This is a genomic window from Pseudodesulfovibrio karagichevae (assembly GCF_041414475.1).
GTDB classification, from domain to species: Bacteria; Desulfobacterota; Desulfovibrionia; order Desulfovibrionales; family Desulfovibrionaceae; genus Pseudodesulfovibrio; species Pseudodesulfovibrio karagichevae.
Window position 1 is genome coordinate 43,240 of record NZ_JBGLYH010000017.1, and the last position, 20,689, is coordinate 63,928.

Here is a 20,689-nt window from a genome sequence, read left to right on the forward strand (position 1 = left end):
GAGGGCGGCCTTCCGGTCGTCCAGAAGTATGAAGCGGGTGCGGCTTTCGCCACACCCGCTTGATACCGTATCGGGGATTTGAATACCTGAGTTACGCCTTCTTGAACTTCCTGCGGAAGCCGACCAGGCCGAGCAGGCCGAAGCCGAGGATCAGGAAGGTGGACGGTTCCGGAGTGGCAACCAGGGTGATGTCGCCGCCGGTGGTGACCCGAGCTGTGAAACCTTCATCGTTGATGACCAGAGGAACGACGTTGGTGTTCAGGTTGTTGCTGAGGTCAAAGGTGAAGAACGTGGACAGCCAGGGGTAGGCGGCGGCCAGTTCCGGGTAGTCAGTCGTGTCGAACGAGATCAGGCCGTTGGCGAGAACCGCAGTCAGGAACTGAATGCCCATGTCGGTCGGGCCGGACAGGGCGGCACCGCCCAGGTTCACGTTGGTGGAATTGCCCAGGCCCCAGGACAAGGACATGGTGGCGAGGGCTGTGGAACCGGCGAGGTTGTTGCTGTCGCCGAAGTACAGGGTCACGTCGCCGCTCTGGTACACGTAGTCGAAGTTGGTGGCGGTCACGTTGGTGACGATGCCGGCCAGATTGTCGGAAGCGAAGAAGAGTTCCTTCCCGCCGCCCCAATCAGGATTGTTGTGGTAAACGCCGTTGCCGTCGGTGTAGGCGACGTTGTAGAGCATGGAGGAAACGCTGAAGGGATCACCGGAATTGAGCACGCCGTCGCCGCCGTAGCTCTGATCGATGTCACCATATCCGTAGACGCTCAGCTGGTCTATGTTGGTGAAGGTGTTGCCGCCGTAGGCGGAGAGGTCCAGCGTCCAGCCATAGATGTCAGTAGCCTGGGCCATGACGGGCATGGCGAGCACGGTCAGAGCCAGTGCGAAATACATAAACAACTTCTTCATAGCGAGCCCCTTTTGGTATTAGGTTCAAAGTTGTCATGACTTATGCAGTTGGCGTGCCAAAATATAGAATGCTGAAATCGTTGTTTTTCTCATTGGTACAGCTGGCCAAGGGGGCGAATGTGTTAAGGCTTCCGACAGCTTTTCCGGGCGGTTTTTACAGTTTTTCGGCCTACCAGAACCGCCAGTACTGGGTGGCCAGCACGTATGCGGCCAGCAGTCCGTTGGTCACGGCGTGACTGAGGACGCACTGGGCCAGGCTTCCCGTCTTCATGTAGATGGCGTTGTAGGCCAGGCCCGCCAGGATCCCGGCGAGGTAGAGCTGGTGCTCCAGGCCGAACAGCACGGCGGTGGCCGTAAAGGTGAACAGGGTGAAGGTTCCGGCCCGGACCGCCATGAAGTCCCGGTCGATCAGGTACCGGACCAGGAAGGAGCGCCAGAACAGCTCCTCCATGACCGGGACGACAAGGACCGCGCCCGCCACGCGCGCGATGATGAGCGCCAGAGCCCAACCCGGCGCGGCCTGGGTGGGATCGTACGAGGTCAGCTCGCCCTGGACGGCCCAGGGGAGGTCCAGGTTGATCCACAGGACGAAAACCGCGATGCCGCCGCAGACGCTGAGTGTGGTCGGAGCGGGCCTGCGCAGCGAGCCCCAGTCCAGGTCGGTATAAAATTTCCTGAATGTCAGGAGCGCCGCAGCGACCAGGGCCGCCTTGACCGGGTACAGGGCGAGGACGAAGGACGGGGACAGCGGCTCACCCGAGACCAGGGCCGGTATTTCCAGCACCGCCACGAAGGCCATGTACAGGGCGAAGGGGGCGACTCGCGCCAGCAGGTCGTGGGTGTTCGGTTTCATGATTACTGGTCCGACGCGCTGGTCCCGACCGGGGTTCGGACCTGGCCGGAGTTCGCGCTGGTGAGGATGAAGACGTCTCCGGTCAGCCCGGTGACCAGCCCGTCCTGGTTTTCCAGGCCGATGATGGTCTCGAGGACCTTGGTGTCGGCCTTTTCCTGGGGCCGGTCGAGGGTTACGGTCTTGGGGCCGGTCATGTGCCCGACCCGCTCCACTCTGCCCGTGAAGCGGAGGCTGCCGAAGGCCTCGGAGGTGAAGTACGCCTCCTGGCCCGGTTCGAGGAGGGCGGCGTACTTTTCGTTGATCTCCGCCCGGATCTGGTAGTGGCTGATATCGGCCACGGTCAGCACCGGGCACTCGAAGAAGATGGACACGTTTTCCCCGGGCTGGCGGTGCACGCGCAGGACCTTGCCAGTGACCGGGCTCCTGAGCCGGGTCTTTTCGAGCTGGGACTGCGCCTCCACGGTGCGCTGCACGGCCGCCTCGTATTGCGCCCAGGCCGTGGCGATGTCTTCCTTGCGCGAGAAATTCTTCATCACCAGGTAGCGCTGGCGGGCCTCCTCATACTCCTTCTCGGCCACCAGATACTCGGTCACGGCCCGGTCCACCTCCTCCTTGGCGATGAGGTCCTTGGCGAGGAGCTCCTTGCGCCGTTTCATTTCCACGTGGGCGTTTTCCATGACGGACTTGGTCCGCTGGACCACGGACAGGGTTTCGGTCTTCTCCTCCTGGCGCGCGCCGGCCATGAGCTTTTCGTATTGGGCCTTGAGGGCCTGGGCGTCGGCCCGGGCGGCATCGAGCCCGGCCGCGTATTCGTTGTCCCTGAGCAGGGCCACCACCTGGCCCTGCTTGACCGTGTCGCCTTCCTCCACCAGGACCTTTTCCAGCAGGCCGCTGATCTCGAAGGCCAGGCGGCGCTTCTGGGAGACGGGCTCCACCCGGCCGAACCCGGCCACCCAGGGCGACTGCTTGTCGAGTTCGGGCATCTGCCCGAAGGGCTCGGTCTGCCGGTCGGTGGCGGGCAGGTAGTCGTCGAGCCACTGCGGGGACCGCCAGTGGACGAAGAGGGCCGCCCCCAGGATGAGGACGATGATGACGATAACGGTTTTCATGCTACTATCCGCCGGTGGTTGGCGTGGTTGTGGTCGCGGCCAGGGCGCCGTCCTCGATGGTCAGCATCCGGTCCGCATAGCCTATGGTCCTCGGGTCATGGGTGACCATGACCACGCAGTGGTCCCGCTCATGGGCCAGTCCGGTCATGAGTTCCACTATCATTTTTCCGTTGGCGGAATCCAGTGCGGCCGTGGGCTCGTCCGCCAGGATGATGCTCGGCCTCCCGGCCAGGGCGCGGGCGATGGCCAGCCGCTGCTTCTGTCCGCCGCTCATGGTCTCTGGCATGGAGTCGGCCTTGGCCTCGAGCCCCACGGACTCCAGGGCGGTCATGGCGCGCTTCTGGGCCTCGGCCCCCCTGATCCCCCGCAGGTGCAGGGCGACCATGATGTTGTCCACCACCGACAGGGTCGGAAAGAGATTGTACTCCTGGAAGATGAAACCCAGGTGTTCGAGGCGCAGCGCCCCGAGCTTGCGGGCGCTTAGTCCGGTGGTCTCGCGCCCGGCGATGGACAGGGTTCCCGCATCGGGCTGGAGGATGCAGCCCATGATGGACAGCAGGGTGGTCTTGCCGCTGCCCGAGGGGCCCATGAGCATCAGCACCTCGCCCCGGTCGACCGACAGGGTGATGTCCCTCAGGGCGTAGGTCAGGTTGTCTCCTGTGCCGAAATGCTTGGAGACGCCGTTTATGCGTATGACGGTCCGGGAACTCGGCATGCTACCTGCCCTTGAAGACCAGCGCGGGATCGAGGCGCATGACCTTGCGGATGGAGATGACGGCGGAGACGATGCACATGGCCAGCGTCAGGCCGAGCATGGCCAGCTTCAGCCCCCAGGGCAGGACGATGACCATGGCCGAAAAGGCGCTCATGTCCGAGATGATGCTGGCCGCCAGGATGCCCAGCGAGTAGCCGAGCAGGGCGGAGATGGCCGCCTGGACGATGATGATGGAGTAGATGTAGGAGTTGGGCGCGCCCATGGCCTTGAGGGTGGCGAACTCGGCGATGTGGTCCAGGGTGGTGGCGTACAGGGTCTGGGCCACGATGACCATGCCGACCACCAGGCCGAGGAAGGCCGCGATGAGCAGCCCGGTTCCGGCCCCGGTGTTGAACATCCAGTATTGCTGGGTCTTGTCGCTGAATTCCGGCGTGGTGTACACGTCCACGTAGTCCACTCTCCGGGCGATGGCCGCCTTCAGCCGCTCCGGCGTCACTCCCGCCTTGCCCCTGACCAGCAGGTAGGTGAATTCGCCCGGTTCCAGAAAGGTGTGGCGCCGGGCGACATCGAGGGAGGCGAAGACGTAGGGAGAGGTGGTGAAGGACCGGATTCCCTGGGTCAGGGCCGTCACCCGCGCCTTTCTCTTGTTGATCTCCACCTCGTCGCCCAGCTTGGAAACCCCGAGCTTGTCCATGTACAGCTGGTCGATGACGATCCCGTCCCGAAGGTCGAGCATCTTGCCCGAGCCGCGCACGAAGTTCCAGGGGCCGCCCATGTCCTTGTCGGTCTCGTAGCCGATGATTTCGATGGACTCCTGCAGGCCGTCCGGTTTTTTCCAGTCCGCGAACCGGATGATGAACCTGGATACCTCCTCGACCTGGGGCAGGGAAAGGACCTCGTAATACTTGCGCTCCTTCAGGGGCAGGGCGATGTCGAAGTTCTTGACCCCCCGGGACGTGACCCACACGTCGGCTCCGGAATTATCGATGACCGCCGATATGGTGTGGGTGAAGCCGAGAAAGAGCCCGATCTCAACGGTGATCAGGACCACCGCGAAGACGATGCCGGTCAGGGTGACGCACAGGCGTACCCTGTCATGGAAGAGATTCTGTCGTGCTATTCGGTATATCATGGCCGCTCTATCCGATTATAGCTCTATCCGTATCAAGTTCCCGGCCCTTTGTCTTCCTCAGCTTTGCAAAGAAGTTACGGTTGATGCCATCGGCTGACCGACATGGCTTTGATGCGAATCTTTCACGCCTTCTCAACATTCCTCCGGGCCCGTCCGCAGGAGGCAGCGCGATCCCTGTCCGGAAAATCCGGATATGTCGGAATCAATGATGTTATTAACGTTTGCAATGGACAAGCATTATTCGATTTAGTTTTATTATATCTAGAAAAAATTGAGTGAAATTCTGGAAATAATGGCCTCCGAACGGGCTGTTCGGAGCCTTGTCAGGGACAGGGGCGATACGTGGAGCGATTGCGGCATTTCCTGCGAAAAAGAGCTCCGGCGAGGGGCAACCTGTGGAAAAGTAAAAAATGGGGACGCGGGTGTCCGTCGCTGTTCTTGTCGACTGTTTGCGGAATCGTCCGGACGGGTGCGGACCGCGCCGTTTCGGAGGGGGAAATCCGGCGGTTGATCATCCGGGTGCGGTGTCCGGATTTCCCGGACAAACAGAGGCTGAAAACACTCTCAGAGAATGCCATCTGGCTTTATAAATTCTGTTATTTTAGACTGTTATTATTCTATTGCCGGCTTGGCACAATTATAGCAATGGAGGTGATCCCTGCGGCCGAATAGCTGGCCGCGAACGACAATTGACATCTCTCTGGAGGCTGTTGTGAAAGCTCGAGTTGCATCCATATTTTTCCTTCTTTGCCTGATAGCCCTGCTCCCCGCGTGCGGTCAGAACTCCGAGGCCGACCTCATGGCCGAAGGCCAGCGGTACATGCAGGAGAAGAACTACCAGGGGGCCATCGTCATCTTCAAGACGTTGCTGGAGCAGTCTCCGGAAAAGATGGATGCGCGCTTTGCGTTGGGAAAGGCCTACCTGAGAACGGGAAAGCTGGACCAGGCTGAAAAGAATTTCGAGAAGTACGCCCGCCAGAACCCCTACGATACCGCCCTGCTCCTTGAGACGGGCCGTCTGAAGCTGTATCGCCAGGACTTTGCCGGGGCCGCCGAAGCCCTGGCCTCCTATACGAAGAAGGAGCCCAAGTCCGCCGAGGGGTACAGTCTGCTCGGCCGTGCCAACTGGGGGCTGGGCAATTTCGCCGAAGCCAAGGACATGTTCGAGAAGGCCCTGACCCTGGACCCCAACATGGAAGAGGCCGAACTGGCCCTGGCCCAGTTGTACCTTGCCCAGGATAAGCCGGAACAGGCGAAGACCCTCGTCGACAATCTGCTCACCGCCTCCCCGGCCAACAGTGAGGGGCTGTATTTCAAGGCCAGAATCGCGAGCATGGAAGGCGATCAGGAAACGTACCGCAACACCTTGGAAACCCTGGTCAAGGCCCACCCTACCGACGCCTATGGGAAATACCTGTACGCCAAGACCCTCCTCGCCGAGGGCGACTACGACAGGGCCTCGGCCCTGGCCAAGGAGCTCCAGGAAGGCGCCCCGAAGGCGCCTTTCGGCAAGATGCTCACCGGTATGATCGACTACGCCAAGAAGGACTACCGGGCGGCCGTCAACGCCTTTCAGGAGGCCGTCGCCCTCCGTCCCGACGTGGAGGGGTATTTCTACCTCGGCATGAGCTACTATGGCATGGGCGATCTGGAGACGGCCATTTCCCAGCTGCGCATCGCCGCCGACCGGTCCGACCGGTTCCTCAAGGCCCGCGAGATGATCAGCCTTATCCTCTTCCAGCAGAGGCGCTTCAACGAATCCATCACCGAGGCGGAGAAGATCATCGCGGTCGATTCCAACAACGTCCTGGCCCGTGTCATTCTCGGCGACGCCTATACCGCCAAGGGCGATCCGGGCAAGGCGCTGAGCGAATTGAAGGAGATCACGGCGAAGAACCCGAATTTAGCAAACGCCTTCATCAAGATGGGCGCGCTGTACTATGAGCAGGGGGATATGGGCGAGACCGAGGAGGCCCTCAAGGGCGCCATAAACGCCGCTCCGGACAGCGTCCGCCCCCGGCTCGTGTTGTCCAGCTTCTACCTGCGCAACGGGGACAATGACCTTGCGCGGTCGGTCCTGGAGGAAGGCCTCAAGGGCACCAGGGACGACGTGCCGCTGTATGTCGCCCTCGCCCGGATGTCCCTCCTGGGCAAGGATCCCCAAAAGGCGCGGGAATATCTGGGCAAGGCCCAGTCCCTGGATGCGAAGAATCCCGCCCCGTACATGATGCTCGCGTCCATGGACCTGTCGGAAAAGAATGCCGACGGCGCCCTGGCCGAATACGATGCCCTTCTTTCCCACAACGAAGGATACCTCAAGGCCCTGTTGGCCAAGGCGTTGATCCTGGACACCATGGGCAAGGGGGACGAGGCCGCCGCGACCTATAAGGAAGCGCTGAAGTCCGACGATCCCACCGCCTACATGGCCTATGCGGGCAGCCGCCGGAAGGCCGGGGACAACGAAGGCGCCCTGGCCGTCGTGAACGAGGGCTTGGGCCGGTATGCCAACCACATCCAGCTCATCCAGCAGAAGGCCGACATCCTGTACGCCCTGAAGCGGTACGACGAAGTCCTGGACATGAGCAACGAGATCGAGAAGCTCAACCGCGAGGCGGGGCTCAGCCTGCGCACCCGGACCTACGTGCTGATGAAGGAATATGACAAGGCCGTGGCCGCGGCCCGCCAGATGTGCGATTTCAACCCCAAGGTCCCGGGCGGGTATCTGATCCTGGCCGACGTCAACATGAGCGCCGGCCGGACCGACGCCTGGGGCAAGGCCCTGGAGGAAGGCGTGGCCAAGTGCGGCCCCCATCCGGCCCTGCTGCTGCAGCTCGGCCGCTATTATTCCAGCCTGGGCGATTATCCCAAGGCCCTGACCTATTTCGACTCGGTCATCAAGAGCGACGAGAAGTCCTTCCAGGCCCACGCCATGCAGGGCGACGTCTACCTGACGACCGGCCGCAAGGGCAAGGCCGTCTCCAGCTACACCAAGGCGCTGGAACTGAACGACAGGTACATCCCGGCCCTGAATAACCTGGCCATGATCTATGTCGAGGATGCCAAGACGGCCCCCGAGGCCCTGCGGCTGGCCTACAAGGCCTACCTGCAGGCGCCGTGGAGCCCCGCGGTCATGGACACCTTCGGCTACACCCTGGCCGTGAACGACAAGGCGGACCCCGCCGTTTCCATCTTGGAGAAGGCGGCGTCGGCGCAGGCCGATGATTCGAACATAAAGTATCACCTCGGTTACGCATATTACAAGGCGGGCAAGATGGAGCAGGCCGCGGCCGAACTCAAGGCCGTGGCGGACTGCCCCCAGTGCGAAAAGAGCACGGAGGCCCGCAACCTGCTTAAGACCATCAACGCCCAGTAAGTGCGCATGGTCAAGAGGGAGAGACAATTATGGTAGCAATAGCATCACTCAGAGTATTCAAGGACTTTCTGTCCCTGGCGTTGGCTCTGGTCTTCGGCTCGCTGCTGTTCTTCAACGACTTCAGCGAGGTCCTGTCGGTCTTCCGGGGACGTTACTACGACCTGGCGGCGCTGGTCGCCGTGGTCCTGGTCTCGTCCTGCATCGTCCACATGACCCTGTATGCCACCAAGGGCGACAAGACCGACGGTTATCCCAGCCTGTTCATCAGCCTGATTCTGGCGACCAACGTGGCCTTCCTGGTCTACTGGCAGACCGGCCTGTTCATGCGCCTGGAAGAGATGGTCCTCCTGGTCCTGTGCCTCTTCGGCCTGTTCCAGTCGAGCTGGATCGTCCTTTCCCGGAACTGGCAGAAGATTCCCGGCCTGGTGAACCGCGTGGTCATTGTGGGCAACGGCAAGCTGGCCGAGGAGATGAAGGGTCTGGCCCTGGCCTCCGGCGGCCGTTACCAGTTCCGCGACTTCATCGAATGCGTGCCGGGCCAGTGGGCCGATCCCGAGGCCCAGGTGGACAACCCCACCCGTGAGATCCTCGACCGGGCCAAGAAGGTCAAGGCCAACAAGGTGGTCATTTCCCTGACCGAGCGCCGCGGCGCCTTCCCCCTGCAGGAGATCCTGAACTGCAAGCTGAGCGGGATGGAGGTGATGGACGCCCCCGAGTTCTACGAGCGCGTCAACCGGAAGCTCATGCTCGAGAACATCACCCCGAGCTGGTTCATCTTCTCCAAGGGCTTCAAGATCATGGGGTTGCGCCGCTTCTTCAAGCGCATCGGCGACATCGTCCTGTCCCTTGTCGGCATCATCCTGGTTTCGCCGCTGCTGCCCCTGGTCGCCCTGGCCATCAAGCTGGACTCCCCGGGCCCGGTGCTCTTCAGGCAGGTACGCGTGGGCAAGGCCGACGAGAACTTCGTCATCTACAAGTTCCGCTCCATGCGCCAGGACGCCGAGAAGGAATCCGGCGCCGTGTGGGCGAAGCAGAACGACAACCGCATCACCAAGCTGGGCGCCTTCCTGCGCAAGTCCCGCATCGACGAGATTCCGCAGCTCTTCAACGTCCTGATCGGCGACATGAGCCTGGTGGGCCCGCGCCCCGAGCGCCCCGAGTTCGTCAAGGATCTGAAGAAGGTCATCCCGTACTATTCCGAGCGCCACTTCGTGAAGCCCGGCATCACGGGCTGGGCCCAGGTCCGCTACCCCTATGGGGCCTCGGTCGAGGATGCTATTGAAAAGCTGCGCTACGACCTGTACTACATTAAGAATTATTCGTTGTTCTTCGACTTCCGGATTATGATCGATACCGTATCCGTCATGGCCATGAAGTTGGGACGCTAAAGAGGAGGGTGGCATGCAGATTTCAGGCGGTATCTTGAAAACATGTGTCTTGGTGGTGGCGCTGGTGTTCCTGGCGCCGGCCCTCTGTCTGGCCGACGACTACGTCATCGGCGAGGGTGACGTGCTCACCGTGCACGTCTGGGGGGAGGACGAACTGAATTCTACCGTCACCGTCCGGCCCGACGGCAAGATATCCATGCCGGGGGTCGACGACATTGAGGCTGCGGGCTTTACCCTGCCCCAGCTCAAGAAACAGTTGCAGGCGCGTATTTCGAACCTGATCAAGGACCCGATCCTCAATATTTCCCTGGTCAAGAGCGTCAACAGCCGGGTCTTCGTGGTCGGCGGCGGCGTGGAACCCCGGGTGTTCGACATGCCGCAGCGCACCACGCTCCTGCGTGTGCTCGCCTCCCTCGGTTCCCTTGCCCGCGCCGACTTGAGCAAGGCCTACGTCTATCGTGACGGGAAGAAGGTGATGTCGGATTTCGTGGGACTCTTCTACAAGGGTGAGTTCGACAAGGACATCCGGCTCGAACCGGGCGACACCATTTTCATGCCGGTCAAGTACGACCAGAACGTATACGTGGTCGGCGCGGTGAACCAGCCCAAGGCCATCCTCTACCAGGACGGGCTCACGGTGTTGGATGCGCTGCTCCAGGCCGGAGAGTTCAGCAAGTACGCCAACGAGGACGAAGTCGTCATCGTCCGCACGGTCGGTGACAAGAAGGAGCGCATCCCGGTGCGCACCAAGGACCTCCTCAAGAAGGGCGATCTGAAGCAGAACGTCCAGCTCCAGGCCGGCGACTACATCATCGCGAAAGAAAGCTTCTTCTAGGACATAAAAGATGCCCAATCCGCTTCCCGGCGCCCTTCCCAACGAGAACGGCTTTGACCTCATGCGCTATGTGCACCTCGTGCTCAAGCGCAAAGGCCTGCTGATCTCCATTGCCCTCGTCGTCATGTTCGTGTCCATCGTCGTCGCCTACGTCATGCCCAAGAAGTACAAGGCGGAGTCCATCGTCTTCATCGAGCAGAACGTCATCAGCGACCTGGTCAAGGGCATCGCCATCACGCCGTCCATGGACATGAAGATCAAGGCGATCAAGGTGACCATGCTCTCCAGGACCATGGTCCTCAACATCATCAAGGCCCTGGACATGGATGTCCACATTACCTCGGATCGCGATCTCGACGCCATGATCGAAGGGCTGCAGAAACGTATCCAGATACGCCTGGACGAGAAGAAAGGCGTGTTCATGATCTCCTATGAGGACCCGAGCCCGGTCAGGGCCAGGGACGTGGTCAACACCCTCACGCGCATCTACATCGAGGAGAACACCTCCACCAAGCGCAAGGAATCCTTCGAAGCGACCCAGTTCCTGGCCGAGCAGATCGAGGTCTTCAAGAAGCGCATCGACGCGGCGGAAAAAGAAATCGACAAGTTCAAGGCCGAATCCGGGCAGGTCCTGTTCGCGGACGAAGGGGCCGTCCGCTCGGAAATCAACGATGCGACCACCGCCCTGGAACAGCTTCGCATCCGCATCAACGCGCTGAAGACCTCAAGGAGTCTTCTGCTCAGCAACACGCCCCTCAGGCAGCAGCTGGATTCCCAGCAGAAGGCCCTGGAAGCCATGAAGGGCCGGTATACGGGAAACCACCCCCGGGTCAGGCAAATGGAGAACGCTATCGCCGAAACGAAGCGGCAGATCAGCGCCCAAGGCAAATCCGAGTTGGAGGCCGTGTACCGGACCTCCGAGTACCAGTCCATCAAGGTGGAGTTGGCCTCGCTCGAGAATACGGCGCAGAATTTGGAAGAGGAGATCAAGAAGAACAGGGATATCCTCCGCCAGATTCCGGCCATGCGCAGCGAACTCACGGAACTCGAACGCAAGCGCGCCAACGAGACGATCATCTACGAGAAGCTCGTTTCCCGCTATGGGCAATCCGAGGTCTCCAAGGAAATGGAGCTCCAGGACAAGTCCATGTCCTTCAGGGTTCTTGATCCCGCGGTGGTGCCTTCCATCCCTTCCAAGCCGAACAGGCCGCTCATCATCCTGCTGGGGATCATCGGCGGAATCGGCCTGGGCGTGGGCGTCATCGTCCTTCTGGACATGATCAATCCCAGCATCAAGACCCTGGACGACCTCAAGGAGTACGGCGTGCCCGTGCTGGCGGTGATCCCCAAGGTCAGGGACGAGGCGCAGCTGGCCAAGCAGCGCACCCGGGACCGGTGGATCTATGCCGTGGGGTTCGTCGGCCTGCTGATTTCCCTGTCGTTTTTGGTGATGGAATTCCTCCACCTCGGTCTGGTGGACAAAGTGATAGCCAAGGTCGCCGGCATGGTCGGCTGACAGGAGATATGAATATGAGCAGAATAGAAGAAGCATTGAAAAAAGCATCCAAATTGCGCGGCCGGGAGGAAGAGAAGTCGGGACGCGCGAATCAATCGGGCCCCGTGGGCGGCGGCGCGTCGGCGCACGATCTGGGCCTCGCTCCCAGGAAGGAGATTCCCCAGGAGGTGCTCGACCGGGTGGCCGGGCAGCACATGCTGGTCTCCCTCAACGACATCGTGTCCCCGGCGGCCGAGGAGTTCCGCAAGCTGAAGCAGAATCTCGTCCGGCTGACCAAGAAAAAGGGATTTCAGAACACCATCGTCATCACCAGCGGCACCGTGGGCGAGGGCAAGAGCGTGACCTCCACCAACCTGGCCATCAGCCTGGCCCAGGAATTCGACCACACCGTGCTCCTGGTGGACGCCGACCTGCGCAAACCCTCCTGCCATGAACTTCTGTGCATGGACCAGGCCTACGGGCTTTCGGACTGCCTGCTGGAGGGTACGGACGTCAGCAGCGCGATCATCCGGACCGGCATCGGCAAGCTTTCCTTCCTTCCTGCCGGAACGCCCATGGCCAACCCCGGCGAGCTCCTGGCCTCCCAGCGCATGGCCACGGTCCTGCGCGAGATGAAGGAACGGTATTCCGACCGCTTCCTGATCATCGACACGCCGCCGGTCCTGCCCTTTGCCGAGACCCGCATCCTGGCGCGGCTGGCCGACATGGTGGTTCTGGTCGTCAGGGAGCAGCGGCTGTCCAAGTACGAGCTGAACGAGACCCTGGAGGCCCTGAGCGGGGCCAACGTGGCCGGAGCCGTGTTCACCCAGGCGTCCCGCGGACATTCGGCCGCAGGTTACAGCGGATACGCGCACTACAGCTACAAGTATTCTTACAATGCCTAACTAGGTATTGAGGCGACGCCATGTACGAGGAATTCTTCAACTTCAGGTCAAAACCCTTCGACCTGCTGCCGAACCCGGACATGCTCTTCATGAGCCGGTCCCACGGGAAGGCCCTCTCGTACCTCCGGTACGGCATCGAGGAGCGCGTCGGGTTCATCCTCCTGAGCGGCGAAGTGGGCGCGGGCAAGACCACGCTCATCCGCGAGCTCATCAAGCGCCATCTCGACAACGTGACCCTGGCCAAGATCTTCAATACCAAGGCGGATTCCCAGCAGCTGCTGACCATGATCAACGACGACTTCGGCCTGGAGACCGACGGGCGGTCCAAGGCCGCGCTGCTTCGGGATCTGAACGAATTCCTCATTGATCAGTACGCGACGGGAAAACGGGCCGTGCTGATCATCGACGAGGCCCAGAACCTGTCCACGGACCTGCTGGAGGAAATCCGCATGCTCTCCAACCTGGAGACCGACGGCGGCAAGCTGCTTCAGATCGTCCTGGTGGGCCAGCCGGAACTGCGGGACACACTCAACAGCCCGGAACTGCTGCAACTCCGTCAGCGCATTCAGATCGGATGCCACCTCAAGCCCCTGGATCGGGAAGAGGTGTCCGAATACATCTATTACCGCATGGAAAGTGCGGGGAACAGAGAGGCCGTGGTCTTCGAGCCCGGCGCCCTGGACCTGATCCATGAACTGAGCCGCGGGGTGCCCCGGCTGATCAACATCCTGTGCGACTACCTCCTGCTCGACGCCTTCGCCAGCGAGAAACGGGAGATCGCCAGGGAGGACGTCGCGGCCATCGCCGATGAACTCGATTTCGAGAGGCAGTACTGGCAGAGCGAGGAGAAGCCCGCCACGGCGACCGGCATGCACAAGGCGAGGAAGCTGCCCAAACGGGCGTCCCAGGTGCTCAAGACCATCAACGACCTGGGCAACCGCCTCGACATGCTGGAGCGCGCATCGCACCAGGTGGACCAGAACGCCGTGGGCGTCCTGATGGACCGGCTGGATACGGTGGAGAAAAAGGTGAAGCTGCTCCAGGACGGCCTGGAATCCGTCAAGGCCATGTACTGGAACAAGATGGCGCAGCAGAAGATGGAACCCATGAAACCAGTTGAAAAAAAAGGGGCCCGGCCCGCAAAGAAGGGGTGGGCCTACAGGTTGCTGTTCGGAGGTGAGTAAGCGGATATTCCGGTGCTGGCTTCTTGCAATGCAATTGAATAGCGAGTAAAGCTTATGAAATTTCATTGTATTGGTCAGGATTGTCTGTCCGCTGAGAGGGTGTTGTGTTCGTAGTACGCATGTCGACGGTTCCCGTTCTGCTCCTGGCTTTCAGCCTGCTGATTCCCATGGCGGGCGTGGCCCGGGGCGAGGGCTTCACGTTCAAGCCGAGAATCTCGACCACCATGGAGTACAATGACAACGTCACGGAGACGAATACCCCGAAAGGGGATACCCTGTTTATTGTCAAGCCGGGTTTGAGCGCGACGTACGAACACTCCAGAGTCTTCTTCGATCTCTCCTACGATTTTGAAAACAAGAAATATCTGAACCAGGCAAAGGGCGACGAACAGAATAACTATCTGAGCGCCCGGGGCGAGCTGGAGGCCATCAAGGACCTCTTTTTCATCAACACCTCGGACACGTACAGGAAGGTTTATCTGAACGCCACCCGGGGTGAGGTCGAGGAAGGGGACACCACTGTCGGGACCACGGACCAGAACACGTTCGATTTCAACCCGTACTTCGTCATTCCGCTCCAGGAGCGGACTTCCCTGAAAACCGGGGTCGGGGTCAAGGACATCTGGTACGCGGAGGAAGGCAGTGTCGACAAGCGGGTATATGATCTTTACGCGGACGTGAATCACGAATTGAGCGACCGGTGGGAGCTCATCGGCGGGGCAAAGTTCCAGAAACAGGACCCCCGTTGGCAGGATGGAGGTTTTGAACGGTACAGCCTGAAGATCGGCACGACTTACACCTATGCCGAGGGATCGTTCATTGAAGCCAGTTGGGAGCCGACCTATACGGATTACAAGATCAAGGACTCCTCGAACAAGCAGTACAATCCGTATTCCGTCGGCATAACCTACGCATTCAGCCCGACGATTGTCGGTTCGGCTTCGTCCTCCATGAGCTTTTCGGAGGACCCCGAGTCGGCGGACACGAAGAACAAGTATTCGCATGAGATCAGTTTGAGGGGTGATTATGAACGGGGAAGCATCACTGCGATACTTGCGTATAATGATTATGAAGCAACGGACTCGGTCAGCAGAAATACATATTGGCGACCGACCATAAGGGGGACGCACAGCCTGACGGAACGACTCTCACTCAATTACAGCGCCTACATGAACCTGTATACGAATCCGGATTGCGAAAAGACCATATTCTCGCTGATCGGCCTGAGTTATGGTCTGACGGAAAGCACCTCCGCGAGCTTGTCGTACCGCTTCAAGATGAACGACGAGCAGACGGACGGGAACGACTACAGGTCCGATTCCATCGGGTTGACGTTTACGTGGCAGCCTTAACGGATGGATGTCCGGAGTAATTGCAGGAGGGTAGCGAGCGATACGAATCGACGAAAACGGTACAGGGATGTGGTCCAGAGGAATGATCTATGAGACGTTTGCCTGAAATGTCCGATGCCGGGCGCGAGTGCATTCTCGCCCTGGCCGAAGCCCCCGAACCGTCTGCTTTTCCGGAACGTAACGGACGCAATGCCGTCGCCACGAGCGAGGCTGCGCCCTTTTTTTTGCAAGTCGGAGGCATTGGATGCTGAGCGACGCCGTCCAGATCACGGCCATTGTCCTCGCGGCCGTCTATCCCCTGATCGCCTTCCCCCGGAGCGGGCGCAAGTGGGAGGCCGTCTCCCTGCTCACCCTGCTCTGGCTGGTGGCCGGACTGAGCGTCTGCGACTACCTGCTGCTCGAGTTCCCGGCCAACTTCCTGCTCCTCAGCCAGATATCGCTCTACTGCATGGCCCTGGCCTGCCCGGTCTGCATCCTGTTCTCCAATGTCTATTGCCGGGAATTCTCCTTCTCGGAGCTGCCCACCACCCAACTGCTGCTCCTGGGGCTGTCCTTCGTGCCCCTGGTCATGGCGCTGGTCTTCCCGGCCGGGGATTTCTACTACTCCCCGGACTTCCATACCGACAAGACGCTCTTCCTGGAGCCCGTGGCCTTCTTCTTCTACCTCCAGGTCATCCTGTTCATGGCCGTGTCCCTGTTCAATCTGGAGGCGACCATCGCCAACGCGCCCCACGGGGTGAAGTGGAAGATCAAGTTCTCCATCGTCGGTGTCGGCACGATCCTGGCCTCGTTCGTGCTCTATTACAGCCAGTCCATGATCTTCCGGGCCATCGACACCGGGTTCATCACCACGCGTTCCCTGGGGCTGATCGTGGGCGTGCTCCTGATGGCCTACTCGGCGTTCACCCGGGGCAACGACGAGCGGATCACCATCTCCAAGAGCCTGACCTACCGCTCGTTCGTGGTCCTGTTCTGCGGGCTGTTCCTGGTGCTGGTGGGGTTGGTGGGCGAGGGGCTCAAGATTTTCGGCAACCAGTTCAACGCCTACGCCTTCACCATGGTCGCCTTCCTCGGCGTGCTCGGGCTGGTGATGATCTCCCTCTCCGAATCCATGCGCCGCAAGTTCCGGCTGGCCATCCAGCGGCATTTCTACGGCGAGAAATACGACTACCGCATCGAGTGGAAGCGCTTCACGGACCGGGTGACCAACTCCCGGAGCCGGGACGAGCTCTACAAGAACATCCTCACGGTCTACTGCGAGACCTTCGGGATCGTCGGCGGCTGCATCTTCCTGCAGGGCCGCCACAGCACGGATTTCGCGCCCATCTGCTTCCACGAAATGGACGATTCCAGGATGTCCATTCCGGCCCGGTCCCCGCTCATCCGCCTGCTCAAGGACCGTCGGCACATCCTGGACCTGCGCCGCGAGGAGGTCGACCTGGGCGAAGAGGTCCAGACCTTCCTGGCCGAGCGCTACGGCCGGTTCATCGTGCCCATCCGCACGTCCCGGTCGCTGGTCGGGCTCATCGTCCTGGGCGCTCCCATCAACGTGGTGGAGAACTACGACCAGGAGGACATGGAGCTCATGGAGGCCGTGGCCATGCAGGCGGCCGCCGTGCTCATGAACATGCGCCTGGGCGACGAACTGGCCGAGGCCCGCGACATGGAGGCCTTCGGCAAGGTGGCGGCCTTCGTCCTGCACGACCTCAAGAACCAGGTCTATCCCCTGTCCCTGCTCGAGGAGAACGCCCGCGAGTATATCAACGACCCGGAATTTCAGCAGGACATGCTCGATTCCCTGAGCAACATCGTCGGCAGGATGAACACGCTCATCGCCCAGCTGACCAACATCCCGACCAAGGGCTCCCTGAGCCTGGAGGTGGTGGACCTCATGGAAGTGGCCAAGAGCGCCGCCGAGGCCCTGCCGTCCGCCAGGATCGAATTCACGGGCGGCTCGGTGTCGGCCGTCCTGGACGTGTCGGAGTTCAAGAAGGTCGCGGTCAATCTCTACCTCAACGCCATGGAGGCGGGCGGCAACGCCCCGTTCAAGGTCTTTGTGGGCGACGAGGGCGGCCCGGTCATGCGGGTGTCGGATTCCGGCGCGGGCATCGACGAGGAAATCCTGGAAGGCGGGCTGTTCGTGCCGTTCAAGACCACCAAGAAGAAGGGTATGGGCATCGGCCTGTACCAGAGCAAGCAGATTCTGGAAGCTCACGGAGGCTCCATCGTCGCCACGAGTCCGGAAGGGGGCGGGGCGATCTTCACCGTGACCCTGCCCGCCCCGGCCGACGTGGACTAAACGAGACAAACCAACGGGTTCCTATCAATGCAGAAGCTTCTGATCATAGACGACAACGACGAGATTCTCCGGCAGCTCAAGTGGGGGCTGTCCAAGTCGAACTACGAGCTCATCTTCGCTCGCGACGGCGAGGAGGGACTCAGGCTCTTCAAGAAACACTCCCCGCCGGTGGTCACCCTGGACCTCGGGCTGCCGCCCCATGAGAACGGCATCGGGGAGGGCCTCCGTTGCCTGGGCGAGATGCTGCGCATGGACCCCACGGCCAAGATCATCGTCATCACCGGCAACGAGGAAAAGGACGCGGCCCTGCAGGCCGTCCGGCTCGGGGCCTACGACTACTACAAGAAACCGGTCAATCTGGACGAGCTCAAGGTCATGGTCGACCGGGCCATGTACCTCCAGAACATCGAGAGCGAGAACCAGGAGCTGCGCCGGAAAACCGTCAACGAGAGCGGCATCGTGGGCGAATGCGCGCGCATGCAGGTCGTCTTCAACCAGATCGACCGCGTGGCCGCCTCGGACGTGCCGGTCCTGATCTGCGGCGAATCCGGCACCGGCAAGGAGCTGGTGGCCCGGGCCGTGCACGAGAAGAGCCTGCGCGCGAACATGGAGATGGTCTCGATCAACTGCGGGGCCATCCCCGAGAATCTGCTGGAGTCCGAACTTTTCGGACACGAGAAGGGCGCGTTCACCGGCGCGAACAAGCTGGTCAAGGGCAAGGTCGAGTACGCGGACAAGGGCACACTCTTTCTGGACGAGATCGGCGAGATGCCCATGACCCTCCAGGTCAAGCTGCTGCGCTTCCTCCAGGAGATGGTCGTCACCCGCGTGGGCGGGCGCAAGGAGATTCCGGTGGACGTGCGCATCATCACGGCCACCAACATCGACATCCACAAGGCCATGGAGGAGGGCACGTTCCGCGAGGACCTGTTCTACCGCATCGGCGTCATGACCATCAACCTGCCCCCCCTGCGGGAGCGCGGCGACGACATCGAACTGCTGGCCAACTATTTCCTCAAGTCCGTTTCCGTGGGGCAGCGGACCGCGTCCAAGCGGTTTTCCGAAGAGGCGTTGGCGTGCATCAAGGGGTATGAGTGGCCGGGCAACATCCGCGAGCTGGAGAACCGGGTCAAGCGGGCGGTGATCATGGCCACCGGCCCGGAGATCATGCCCGAGGATCTCGGCATGAAGGGCGACGAACCCCTGCGCCAGAAGCTCCAGACCAACGACATCTCCCTGAAGGACGCCCGCTTCCTGCTGGAGCGCGACATGGTGGAGAACGCGCTGGAGAAGTTCTCCGGCAACATCGTCAAGGCGGCCGCCTCCATCGGCGTCAGCCGTCCCACTTTCTACGATCTGATGAAGAAGCACGGGCTCAAGAGTTCTTGAGGCGCAGTGGAAACCGAGAACAAGACGAAGCCCCTGGCGGAAGGGGCGAAACACATCGAACGAGGTTGAATATGTTGCAACCGGTCATATTGTGCGGCGGGGAAGGCACCCGCCTGTGGCCCCTGTCCCGGACCCTGTACCCCAAGCAGTTCATCGAGGTGTCCGAAGGGCGCGTGCTCTTCGCCGACGCCGTGTCGCGCTGCATGTCCCTGCCCGAGGCAGCCGAGCCCATCGTGGTCTGCAACACCGAGCACCGGTTCCTGGTGGCCGAACAGCTGCGCAAGCTCGGCACGTCCGGGCGCATGGTCCTGGAACCCTTCGGGCGCAACACCGCCCCGGCGGCGGCCGTGGCCGCCCTCATGGAACACGCAGGCGATCCGGTCCTGCTGGTCATGCCCGCCGACCACTCCATCGCCGACGGCGAGGCCTTCGCCCGCGCCGTGGCCCTGGGCTACGAGCGGGCCGCGCAGGGGCGCTTCGTCTGCTTCGGCGTGGTCCCGGACCATCCGCACACCGGGTACGGCTACATCCGCAAGGGGCACCCCGCGTCCGAGGGCGTCTTCGCCGTGGACAGCTTCGTGGAGAAGCCGGAGCGCGAAGTGGCCGAGGAGTACCTGAAATCGGGCGAGTATCTCTGGAACAGCGGTATCTTTCTGTTCAAGGCATCGAGCTACCTGGACGCCCTGGCCACCCACGCCCCCGGCATCCTCAAGAGCTGCCGGACCGCCGTGGACAACAGCTACAGGGACCTGGACTTCATCCGCCTGGGCGAGGAGGAGTTCGGGCAATGCCCGTCGGACTCCATCGACTACGCGGTCATGGAGAAGGTGGACGGCATCGAGGTGGTCCCCATCGACATGGCCTGGCGCGACCTCGGCTCCTGGAAGAGCCTGCATGACATGCACCCCAGCGACGAGGCGGGCAACAGCCTGCTCGGCGACGTGGTGGCCGAGGACACCGGCAACTGCTACGTGCGCTCGTCGGGCCGCCTGGTGGTCACCCTGGGGCTGCGTGACACCACCGTGGTGGAGACCAGCGACGCGGTCTTCGTGGCCGCCAACGACAAGCTGGACAACATGAAGTCGGTCATCCGCCGCCTCAAGGACGCGGGCCGGCCCGAGACCGAGGCGCACAAGATCGTCTATCGCCCCTGGGGCAGCTTCGAGTCCATCGCGGCCGACGGCCGGTTCCAGGTCAAGCGGATCATCGTCAAGCCGGGCGAGGTCCTGTCCCTGCAAAAGCATTTCCACCGGGCCGAGCACTGGGTGGTGGTCAAGGGAACCGCGCGGATCGTCAACGGCGACAACGAGTCCATCCTCTGCGAGGACGAATCCACGTACATCCCGCTGGGCAACATCCACCGCCTGGAAAATCCGGGCAAGATTCCCCTGGAACTCATCGAGGTCCAGACCGGCAGCTACCTGGGCGAGGACGACATCGTCCGGCTCGAAGACAAGTACAAACGCTAGGGCCGTCCGTTGCGACAAGGAGAGAAAGCACCATGTGCGGAATCGCGAGTTTTTTGAGCAACAGGCTGTGGCTGACCGTGCCGGACGTGTCCTGGCTCGGCGGGCTCGAGGCGTCCTTTGCCGAGGCAAACGGCGGCGACGACCTCCTTGCCGCCGCCAAGCCGCTTGAGGAGCTGGCCGGGCGGTTTTATGAGCTCATGTCCTTCGGGCTGCATATGCGGCTGGTGGGGGATGCGGAGGCGCTGCGGGCACTTACGGGCATCCGGGACACCATCCGGGCGCTG

At 61.5% G+C, this 20,689-nt stretch carries 16 protein-coding genes; 11 read left to right on the forward strand and 5 right to left on the reverse strand.

Annotated elements, in window-relative coordinates:
• Window positions 1-91: 91 nt before the first annotated feature.
• From AB6M95_RS08055 to AB6M95_RS08075, 5 genes are all read right to left on the reverse strand, one after another.
• Complete coding sequence (locus AB6M95_RS08055; RefSeq protein ID WP_371386221.1) at window positions 92-907, reverse strand: PEP-CTERM sorting domain-containing protein; 816 nt, start codon at window positions 905-907, stop codon at window positions 92-94.
• Between the two features lie 169 nt (window positions 908-1,076).
• Complete coding sequence (locus AB6M95_RS08060; protein WP_371386222.1) at window positions 1,077-1,760, reverse strand: CAAX prenyl protease-related protein; 684 nt, start codon at window positions 1,758-1,760, stop codon at window positions 1,077-1,079.
• A 2-nt stretch (window positions 1,761-1,762) separates the two neighbouring features.
• Window positions 1,763-2,869, reverse strand: a complete 1,107-nt coding sequence (locus AB6M95_RS08065) for an HlyD family secretion protein (RefSeq protein ID WP_371386223.1) — start codon at window positions 2,867-2,869, stop codon at window positions 1,763-1,765.
• 4 nt (window positions 2,870-2,873) lie between these two features.
• Window positions 2,874-3,584, reverse strand: a complete 711-nt coding sequence (locus tag AB6M95_RS08070) for an ABC transporter ATP-binding protein (protein WP_371386224.1) — start codon at window positions 3,582-3,584, stop codon at window positions 2,874-2,876.
• A gap of 1 nt (window position 3,585) precedes the next feature.
• Complete coding sequence (locus AB6M95_RS08075) at window positions 3,586-4,716, reverse strand: ABC transporter permease (protein WP_371386225.1); 1,131 nt, start codon at window positions 4,714-4,716, stop codon at window positions 3,586-3,588.
• A 712-nt stretch (window positions 4,717-5,428) separates the two neighbouring features.
• Between AB6M95_RS08075 and prsT the strand changes: the two genes are divergently transcribed.
• The 11 genes from prsT to AB6M95_RS08130 form a co-directional block, all read left to right on the forward strand.
• Complete coding sequence (prsT, locus tag AB6M95_RS08080) at window positions 5,429-8,089, forward strand: XrtA/PEP-CTERM system TPR-repeat protein PrsT (protein ID WP_371386226.1); 2,661 nt, start codon at window positions 5,429-5,431, stop codon at window positions 8,087-8,089.
• Between the two features lie 29 nt (window positions 8,090-8,118).
• Window positions 8,119-9,477 (forward strand): TIGR03013 family XrtA/PEP-CTERM system glycosyltransferase, encoded by a 1,359-nt coding sequence (locus AB6M95_RS08085; protein WP_371386227.1) that lies wholly within the window; start codon window positions 8,119-8,121, stop codon window positions 9,475-9,477.
• Window positions 9,478-9,511: 34 nt separating this feature from the next.
• Window positions 9,512-10,312 (forward strand): polysaccharide biosynthesis/export family protein, encoded by an 801-nt coding sequence (locus AB6M95_RS08090; protein WP_371386228.1) that lies wholly within the window; start codon window positions 9,512-9,514, stop codon window positions 10,310-10,312.
• 10 nt (window positions 10,313-10,322) lie between these two features.
• Window positions 10,323-11,828 (forward strand): XrtA system polysaccharide chain length determinant, encoded by a 1,506-nt coding sequence (locus tag AB6M95_RS08095; protein WP_371386229.1) that lies wholly within the window; start codon window positions 10,323-10,325, stop codon window positions 11,826-11,828.
• Between the two features lie 14 nt (window positions 11,829-11,842).
• Window positions 11,843-12,712 carry an XrtA-associated tyrosine autokinase gene (locus AB6M95_RS08100; protein ID WP_371386230.1) on the forward strand — a complete coding sequence of 290 codons (870 nt, stop codon included), beginning with the start codon at window positions 11,843-11,845 and terminating at the stop codon, window positions 12,710-12,712.
• Window positions 12,713-12,732: 20 nt separating this feature from the next.
• The gene (locus tag AB6M95_RS08105) at window positions 12,733-13,896 is read left to right on the forward strand and encodes an XrtA/PEP-CTERM system-associated ATPase (RefSeq protein ID WP_371386231.1); all 1,164 of its coding nucleotides are present in this window, start codon (window positions 12,733-12,735) and stop codon (window positions 13,894-13,896) included.
• Window positions 13,897-14,015: 119 nt separating this feature from the next.
• A complete protein-coding gene (locus AB6M95_RS08110) occupies window positions 14,016-15,248 on the forward strand; it encodes a TIGR03016 family PEP-CTERM system-associated outer membrane protein (RefSeq protein ID WP_371386232.1) in 1,233 nt (410 codons plus the stop codon).
• Window positions 15,249-15,492: 244 nt separating this feature from the next.
• A complete protein-coding gene (gene prsK, locus AB6M95_RS08115) occupies window positions 15,493-17,547 on the forward strand; it encodes an XrtA/PEP-CTERM system histidine kinase PrsK (protein WP_371386233.1) in 2,055 nt (684 codons plus the stop codon).
• A 27-nt stretch (window positions 17,548-17,574) separates the two neighbouring features.
• Window positions 17,575-18,936, forward strand: a complete 1,362-nt coding sequence (gene prsR / locus AB6M95_RS08120) for a PEP-CTERM-box response regulator transcription factor (protein WP_371386234.1) — start codon at window positions 17,575-17,577, stop codon at window positions 18,934-18,936.
• 71 nt (window positions 18,937-19,007) lie between these two features.
• On the forward strand, window positions 19,008-20,405 hold the full coding sequence (locus AB6M95_RS08125) for a mannose-1-phosphate guanylyltransferase/mannose-6-phosphate isomerase (RefSeq protein ID WP_371386235.1): 1,398 nt from the start codon (window positions 19,008-19,010) through the stop codon (window positions 20,403-20,405).
• Window positions 20,406-20,437: 32 nt separating this feature from the next.
• On the forward strand, window positions 20,438-20,689 hold a 252-nt coding region (locus AB6M95_RS08130; protein ID WP_371386236.1), incomplete at its 3' end, for a hypothetical protein.